The organism is Paenibacillus sp. 01L418, from assembly GCF_056400045.1.
Genome location: NZ_JBFTSN010000299.1, coordinates 1 through 8,255, shown reverse-complemented (window position 1 = coordinate 8,255; position 8,255 = coordinate 1). Strand labels below are relative to the sequence as shown.

General features: G+C 44.8%; 10 protein-coding genes. All 10 read left to right on the top strand.

Going from position 1 to position 8,255, the window contains the following annotated elements; translation table 11 throughout:
* Nucleotides 1-432: alkaline shock response membrane anchor protein AmaP (amaP, locus tag AC1DSE_RS25450; protein ID WP_477528375.1), on the top strand; the 432-nt coding region annotated here is incomplete at its 5' end.
* A gap of 14 nt (nt 433-446) precedes the next feature.
* Nucleotides 447-677, top strand: a complete 231-nt coding sequence (locus AC1DSE_RS25445; protein WP_477510516.1) for a DUF2273 domain-containing protein — start codon at nt 447-449, stop codon at nt 675-677.
* Between the two features lie 150 nt (nt 678-827).
* Entirely contained in the window at nt 828-1,271 is a 444-nt protein-coding gene (nusB, locus tag AC1DSE_RS25440; RefSeq protein WP_054024290.1) for a transcription antitermination factor NusB, read from the top strand.
* A 50-nt stretch (nt 1,272-1,321) separates the two neighbouring features.
* Nucleotides 1,322-2,182 (top strand): bifunctional methylenetetrahydrofolate dehydrogenase/methenyltetrahydrofolate cyclohydrolase FolD, encoded by an 861-nt coding sequence (gene folD, locus AC1DSE_RS25435; protein WP_076266956.1) that lies wholly within the window; start codon nt 1,322-1,324, stop codon nt 2,180-2,182.
* A gap of 8 nt (nt 2,183-2,190) precedes the next feature.
* The gene (gene xseA, locus AC1DSE_RS25430; protein ID WP_477510518.1) at nt 2,191-3,567 is read left to right on the top strand and encodes an exodeoxyribonuclease VII large subunit; all 1,377 of its coding nucleotides are present in this window, start codon (nt 2,191-2,193) and stop codon (nt 3,565-3,567) included.
* Nucleotides 3,545-3,799: an exodeoxyribonuclease VII small subunit gene (xseB, locus tag AC1DSE_RS25425; RefSeq protein ID WP_076266958.1), complete on the top strand. Its 255-nt coding sequence runs from the start codon at nt 3,545-3,547 to the stop codon at nt 3,797-3,799. Before xseA ends, xseB begins: the two co-directional genes overlap by 23 nt.
* A 2-nt stretch (nt 3,800-3,801) precedes the next feature.
* Nucleotides 3,802-4,716 (top strand): polyprenyl synthetase family protein, encoded by a 915-nt coding sequence (locus AC1DSE_RS25420; protein ID WP_477510519.1) that lies wholly within the window; start codon nt 3,802-3,804, stop codon nt 4,714-4,716.
* Between the two features lie 117 nt (nt 4,717-4,833).
* Entirely contained in the window at nt 4,834-6,732 is a 1,899-nt protein-coding gene (dxs, locus tag AC1DSE_RS25415; protein ID WP_477528374.1) for a 1-deoxy-D-xylulose-5-phosphate synthase, read from the top strand.
* Between the two features lie 16 nt (nt 6,733-6,748).
* A complete protein-coding gene (locus AC1DSE_RS25410; RefSeq protein WP_441910399.1) occupies nt 6,749-7,582 on the top strand; it encodes a TlyA family RNA methyltransferase in 834 nt (277 codons plus the stop codon).
* A 179-nt stretch (nt 7,583-7,761) separates the two neighbouring features.
* Nucleotides 7,762-8,229, top strand: coding sequence for a hypothetical protein (locus AC1DSE_RS25405; RefSeq protein WP_441961172.1), 468 nt, complete (start codon nt 7,762-7,764; stop codon nt 8,227-8,229).
* The last annotated feature ends 26 nt before the right edge of the window (nt 8,230-8,255 follow it).

Sequence of the window (8,255 nt, the reverse complement as noted above, 5' to 3'; positions counted from 1 at the left end):
GATTTATATCGTATCGACTCCATACAGATTACGCTCGCAGTTGTCGGAGTCATCCTATTCATTCTTAGCCTAAGGTTTTTTGTCGTATCTCTTTATCGAGGATCAGCTACAGCTCCGTCAATTGATCAAAGAACTGATTTCGGAGATATTCGCATCTCTCTTGAAACCATTGAAAATTTGACATTGAAAGCAGCATCGCGCCAGCGCGGCGTTAAGGACTTGCGTGCGCGCATTCGGGCAACGGATGCTGGACTTGATATCGTAATACGCGCTGTAGTAGATGGAGAAAGTTCCATACCGGTGCTTACGGAAGAGATTCAACGTACGGTGAAAGAGCATGTAGAGGATATTGCCGGTATACCCGTAACGAACGTTGCGGTATATGTTGCGAACATCATTCAAACGGGGACATTTAAGAGTCGCGTGGAATAGAGGTGAGTTTGCTCATGTGGAGGGAATTCTGGAACATCTATCAGAATCGTATGATTGGCGCAGCGATAGGGCTGTTTTTCGGATTGCTATATTTGTTTGTCGGTTTTTGGGACATGCTTTTTGTAGGGCTGCTCGTCTCAATCGGTTATTGGATCGGCTTACAAAAGGAAACAAGCGACGGACCTGTTTTTCCATGGCAGCGGCTTTGGTATTCGTTGTTGGAAAGATTTCGACCGTTTAAATGATCCTGTGGTCTCCTCCGTACTCCGGATTTCGGAAAGCCGCTTATTCGGGGCAGGGAGGAGATCATAGGTTTTTTTTGAAATATTGGCTTGAACAATTGAGTTTACAAGAATAAAACCATTTTATCGGCATGAAACTGCCGCGGAGGTCACATGAAACGTAGATTAGCACGAGAAATAGCGATTTCAAGCTTATACCAGATGGAAATGAATGAAGTTACGGCTTCAGATGCAGTGGACATGCTTGTGGAAGAAATGAGTTTAGATAATGAAATGGGTGCTGATCCTGCTGAGATAGGCAGCACAGATGCGTTCGCACGTGAGATTGTAGCTGGCGTAATGGAACATAAGCAAGCCATTGACGGTATGCTACAGCAATTTTTGACAGGCTGGCATATTGATCGTTTATCCCGTGTAGATCGCCAGGTTCTAAGGCTTGCTACGTACGAGATGGTATTTCGCGATGATGTTCCGCCGAAAGCAACGATCAATGAAGCGATTGAGCTTGCCAAGCATTTTGGCACAGAGGAATCCGGCAAGTTTGTAAACGGCGTACTTGGAAAATTGCTTTTGGAAATCGAAGAATTAAAATCATAATGGATATGAAATTAATCAAACATTCATCGATGTAAAAGGAGACTGGAGCTATGTGTGCACAAATCATTGAAGGAAAGAAAATATCCGACCTTATCCGTGAGGAGATGATTACGGAAACTGCAGCCTTGAAAGAAAAGGGAATTATCCCAGGTTTGGCAGTCGTACTCGTAGGCGAAGATCCTGCCTCAAAAGTTTACGTTGGCTCTAAGGAAAAAGCTTGCCAGCAGCTTGGTTTTTATTCAGAGGTACATCGTTTAGACGCAGACACAAGTGAAGAGGATTTACTTGCTGTTATTGAACGTTTGAACAATCAGTCTACGATCAACGGGATTCTAGTTCAACTGCCTCTTCCGAAGCATATTAACGAGAAGGCTGTTATTGATGCGATTGCCGTTGAAAAAGATGTTGACGGCTTCCATCCGGAAAGTGTTGGCAATTTGGTTATTGGCGACGACAGCCTGCTGCCTTGTACGCCTGCTGGAGTAATTGAGCTTATTAAGCGCAGCGGTGTTGATATTTCGGGGAAACATGCCGTTGTTATCGGAAGAAGCAATATTGTGGGCAAGCCAGTTGCCATGCTGCTGCTTCGTGAGAATGCTACAGTTACGATCTGTCATTCTCGTACTGCAAACATGGAGGAAATCGCTAAACAAGCAGATATTCTTGTTGTTGCCATCGGGAAGGCAAAAGCTATTGACAGTAAATTTGTTAAGCCAGGGGCAATTGTTATTGATGTCGGCATTAACCGTTTGGAGAGCGGCAAGCTCGCGGGTGATGTTGATTTTGACGATTGTTTGGATACAGCCGGCTTCATTACACCAGTACCAGGCGGAGTTGGTCCGATGACGATTACGCTCTTAATGAAAAATACGATTACAGCAGCAAAAAGGGCTAACGGAATTAAGGAGTGATGGCGGGCATGGCTGATCAGCCTCGAATTTATTCCATAAAAGAGCTTAATCGGTATATTCGCATGAAAATGGAGTCGGATACACTGCTTGGCGATATTTGGCTGCGCGGTGAAATTTCCAATTTTACACATCATTCAAGCGGACATATGTATTTTACGCTGAAAGATAGCGATAGCCGAATCAAATCCATTATGTTCTCATCCCATAACCAGCGGCTTCCGTTTATACCTAAGGAAGGTACAAAGGTAATTGCTAGAGGGAATATAACGGTTTATGAACGCGACGGCAATTATCAATTTTATGTTAATTCGATGCAGCCTGACGGTATTGGGAGCTTGTATCTAGCGTTTGAACAGCTTAAGAGCAAGCTGAGCAATGAAGGGCTCTTCGCAGAGTCACGCAAACGGGCGATTCCTCTTTTTCCAAAGGCTATTGGAGTTATCACATCGCCAACGGGTGCAGCTGTACGTGATATTATCATTACTTTGCAGCGCCGTTACCCATTAATACCGATCTATGTTTATCCTGTGCTCGTTCAAGGGACTGGGGCAGCACCTGCTATTGTAAAAGCGATAGAAGCAATGAACCGTTTTGGCGAAGCCGACGTATTAATTGTAGGGCGCGGCGGCGGATCATTAGAAGAGCTCTGGGCTTTCAATGAAGAATCCGTTGCTCGAAGCATATCGAACTCGCAGATTCCGATAATTAGTGCGGTAGGCCATGAAACAGATTTCACGATTGCTGATTTTGTCGCTGATTTGCGTGCCGCCACACCTACAGCTGCGGCAGAGCTCGCTGTTCCGAGCATTTCCGAATTGAAGCAGCAGCTGAATCGCCAGCAGCAGCGTCTAGTACAAGGAATTCGCTACCGTGTGAGTGATGAGAAGGAGAAGCTGCAGCGCATAAGGCGTTCACCTTTTTTCTTGCATCCGCGCAGGTACTTGCTTGAGCAGGCTGAACGGCTCGATCGATTGTCAGAGCAGCTCGTTCAGCGAACAAAACGTATTACAGAACGAAGTCATATAAGATTGGCAAGGCAGCAAGCTACACTTTCTGCCCATCATCCTGGCGAGCGGGTAGCTTTCGCAGCCAAAAGGTGGCAGACAGCGACGAAGCAGCTAGAGAGTGCTATGAATAATTCTGTTAAAGACAGGAAAAACAAGCTTTATACCTCTATGAAGCAGCTTGATGCCTTAAGTCCTTTAAAAGTTATGTCTAGAGGTTACAGCCTTGTGTATGATGAGCAAGAGCAACGATTAATCAAATCGATTCGCGATGTGAAAGTAGGCGACATCGTAAAGGTGAAAGTAGCAGACGGTCAGCTAGATTGTCATGTAGGTTCATTGAGAGGAGAGCAAATGGATGGCAGCAACGAATCAAAGTGAGCTCACTTTTGAGCAAGCAATGGAACGACTAGATTCTATTGTATCTAAGCTTGAGAATGGCGATGTTCCTCTTGAGACAGCGATTGAGTTATTCCAGGAAGGAATGAAGCTTTCGCAGCTTTGCGGGGGGAAACTTGAGCAAGTTGAGCAAAAAATCGAACTATTGATTGAAACAGAGCAAGGCTTCCAGAAAAAAACGTTTGCAGATGCAATCGAGAATAAAGGGGAATAAGCTTGAGCGAGAGGGCAGCAATAAAAGCATATTTATCGCAAACCACGGAGCTTATTGAAGCTTCGCTAAAACAATCGTTACCAAGCTCATGGGATGTTCCCCTACGTCTGAGGGAAGCAATGCTATATTCCCTTGAAGCAGGTGGGAAACGCTTAAGACCAGCACTCGTTATTGCAGCCGCAGAAGCTGTTTTCAATAAGCCAGAAACATTGAGTGCTGCTATGCCTGTTGCTTGTGCCGTAGAGTTTATACACACCTATTCGTTAGTGCATGATGATTTGCCAGCTATGGATGATGATGATTTCCGCAGAGGCAAGCCAACCAACCACAAGGTTTTTGGTGAAGCAATGGCGATATTAGCCGGGGATGCGCTTCTGACGCACGCCTTTCATTTAATTCCACAAGCAGCTCGTCAAGGCGGTGTCGCAGCAGATGTTGCGCTTGCCATTGTCGAAGATTTGGCTAAATTAGCAGGAGCTCCCGGGATGGTAGGCGGTCAAGTTGCCGATATGCTAGGTGAGCAAGGCATTACGTCAATTCATGAACTAGAGTATATTCATCTTCATAAAACAAGTGATCTTATTGCCTTCTCGGTTATGGCTGGCGGCCGTATTGGCGGAGCAACAGAAAAGCAGCTTGAACTGCTCGCGATTTATGGACGCAACATCGGTCTTGCTTTTCAAATTCAGGATGATATTTTGGATTTGATTGGGGACGAGAAAAAGCTGGGTAAGAAGACGAACAGTGATGTTCAGCAAAATAAAGTAACCTATCCGTTCCTTATCGGAATAGAAGAAAGCAAAGCTCAAGTTGAACGGCTTACCCAGGAAGCGAAGTCTGCAGTGCTGGAAGCGGAGTTCATAGCTCCAGATCGACTGCTTGAAATTGCAGATTATCTTGTTGGGCGCGATCATTGAGTATGTGATGCTTTTTCCATTTTGGTTGGGAAAAAAAGCTCGGTATGCTATAATAGGAAAAATGTAGATGTACATGGGACAGCAATAAATGCTGTCCGCGAAAGCGAGGAAAGTAACGTGCTGCTTGACCAGATTAACGGACCTCAAGATTTGAAAGCTTTGACAACCGCTCAGCTAGAGCAACTGGCCGCTGAAATCCGTCAGTTCCTTATTGAGAAGCTTTCCGTTACGGGTGGTCATCTCGCTCCTAACTTAGGAGTCGTTGAGCTGACCCTAGCCATGCATTATTTATTTAATAGTCCAGAAGATAAGTTTATTTTTGATGTAGGCCATCAATCCTACGTTCATAAAATTTTAACCGGTCGTATGGATCGGTTTGATACGCTGCGTCAATATAAAGGTTTATGCGGTTTCGTCAAACGTTCAGAAAGCGAACATGATGTTTGGGAAGCTGGACATAGCAGTACATCATTGTCTGCCGCTATGGGTATGGCGCTTGCTCGTGATCTTAAGGGTGAGAGCAATCGTGTAGTTGCAGTTATAGGCGACGGTGCTTTAACTGGCGGTATGGCCTTAGAAGCGCTTAATCATATCGGACACGAGAACAAGAACTTAATCGTTGTCTTGAACGATAATGAGATGTCCATTGCTCCAAATGTGGGTGCATTGCATCACTATTTAGGGAAAATTCGTACAGATCGTCATTATCATAAAGCTAAGGATGAGCTTCAACAGCTGCTCAACAAAATCCCGGCAATCGGCGGGAAGCTTGCTAAGACGGCTGAACGTTTTAAAGACAGCTTAAAATATTTGCTCGTTAGCGGCATATTGTTCGAGCAATTTGGATTTACTTACCTGGGTCCTGTAGACGGACATGATATCGAGCAAGTGATTGATATTATGCGTCAAGCGGATGCAATGCCAGGACCTGTTTTAGTCCATGTATTGACTGTGAAAGGCAAAGGTTATTCTCCTGCCGAAGCAGATTCGTTCAAATGGCATGGCATCACGCCATACAAAATTGAATCAGGCCAAGTAGTCAAAGCAGTTGGCCCGCCAGTATATACTGACGTTTTTGGTCAGATGCTAATTGAGCTTGCTGAGAAGGACGAGCGCATCGTTGCTGTTACTCCAGCAATGCCGGGCGGTTCAGGTTTGCTGCCATTCGCAGCAAGATTTCCGAATCGAATGATCGATGTGGGCATTGCAGAACAACATGCAGCTACCATGTCTGCTGCTTTAGCGATTGAAGGCATGAAACCTGTGTTTGCAGTGTATTCGACTTTCTTGCAGCGAGCATATGATCAAGTCGTTCATGATATTTGCCGTCAGAACCTGAATGTTATATTTGCCATAGACCGTGCTGGATTCGTTGGCCCGGATGGTGAAACACATCATGGTGTTTATGATATTTCATTCTTAAGACATATACCAAATTTGGTCATTATGATGCCTAAGGATGAGAATGAGCTAAGACGAATGCTCAAGACCGCCGTAGAATATAATGATGGCCCAATAGCTGTTCGTTATCCGCGCATTGCAGGATTAGGCGTAGAGATGGAAGCAGATCCGCAAGTATTGCMTATAGGCAAGTGGGAAACCGTACGCGAAGGCGACTCGACCGTTATTATGGCCATTGGACCGATGCTGCAGGTTGCTGAAGAAGCTGCAGACCTTCTCAAGCGTGAAGGCATCAATGTTCAAATTGTAAATGCTCGGTTTATTAAGCCGCTTGATGAAAAGATGCTATTATCGTTTGCTGCAGAAGGCAGGCATATGATTGTGCTTGAGGAAAATGCAGAGCTTGGCGGTTTTGGCAGTTCTGTTCTTGAGTTCTTCTCACTCAAAGGCATTTACGGCTTAACTATTCGGATCATTGGAGTACCTGATGTATTCGTTGAACACGGATCCATTAAAGAACAACGCAAAGAAATTGGATTAACGGCTGATAGAGTTGCAACAGAATTAAAAACGATGCAGCCAAGGCGCATGAAACGAGTTACTGGCAAACAGTAACGTCTGAGGGTGAAAGATGACAACAACAACAGCTAAAGAACGAATAGACGTATTGCTTGTTGAGCGCGGCTTTTATGAAAGCAGAGAAAAGGCAAAAGCGGCTTTGATGGCGGGTCTTGTGCTAGTAAATGACGAGCCTGTTGACAAAAGCGGTATGAAGGTGGCACGTTCGGCAGACATTAAGGTAAAGGGCGCGCTTCATCCTTATGTTAGCCGAGGCGGGCTAAAGCTGGAAAAAGCGATTCGAGTGTTTAATATTGATTTGCGCGAACGCGTTATGCTCGATATCGGTGCTTCAACCGGTGGCTTTACCGACTGCGCATTACAAAATGGGGCATCATATGTATATGCTATTGATGTTGGATATAACCAACTTGATTGGTCGCTAAGACAAGATGAACGCGTTCATGTTATGGAGCGAACTAATTTTCGTTATACGCAGCCAGCTGATTTAGTTGGGCCACCGCCAACATTTGCAACAATTGATGTATCCTTTATTTCGTTAAAACATATATTGCCTGCTTTATCTACGTTATTAACGGTTGGTTCCGGTATTGTAGCTTTAATTAAGCCGCAATTCGAGGCTGGGCGTGAGAAAGTAGGTAAATCAGGAGTTGTACGTGACTCTGGCGTGCACAGAGATGTACTTCGTACCGTTTTGACTGGAGCAGCTGAGATTGGTTTTTCATTGCAGGATATTACGTTCTCCCCAATTACGGGTGGAGAAGGYAATATTGAATTTTTAGCTTATTGGCATTGGTCTGCTGAACCAAATACTGCTGTACCCGATGACAACGCATTAGCAGAGCTAGTGAAACAAGCAAATGAAACCTTTACAACGAATAAATAAATGAGGAAGGTGCCTGGCAGAGTCATAACTGCCGGCATCTTTTTTACTTTACAGCATAGTGCTCCATTTGTTAAACTATAGAAAAGCAAACAAACGTTCGGCAATCGACACAAACAGGAAAATGCCCCCAGCATAGCGAACGAATAAGTATACAATCCATTTGCGAATGGGGGATGCTGATGGGAACCTATGGTGATTGGGCGATCATGCTTGTCGCTGGATGTTTGTTCGTATTGTGGCTGTTCAGAGTGTTTCACCGCTGGCTGCATGAGCCTGCAAGCGTTAGTCGGCTTACGCTCGGCAAGGGCGGTACTCTTTCAGTAGATGATGAAAATATATTGTTGCTGGAGCAAGCTGGGTACGAAGTAACTTCAGGAAAACATTTAGTTCCGATTCCAATCAAGCTTGATGATGTGCCGCTTGGAAAGGGAAGCCGGTTATACATTGATTATATTGCGGAAAAGAATAATTGCACGTATATAGTGAAAACTGCTCGTGACCGGATGCCAATTGACTGGTCGCCGAGCGGTGTAAGAGATCGTTTGCTTGTGTATTCGCTGCTTTTGCCCGAATGCGATGGAATTTTATTCGTGGACGCAAGGGAGAAGTTGATTCGCAAAGTCACGTTTCACATTGCAGACCAATAACTCATGGAGGTTTTTTATGAAGGGGC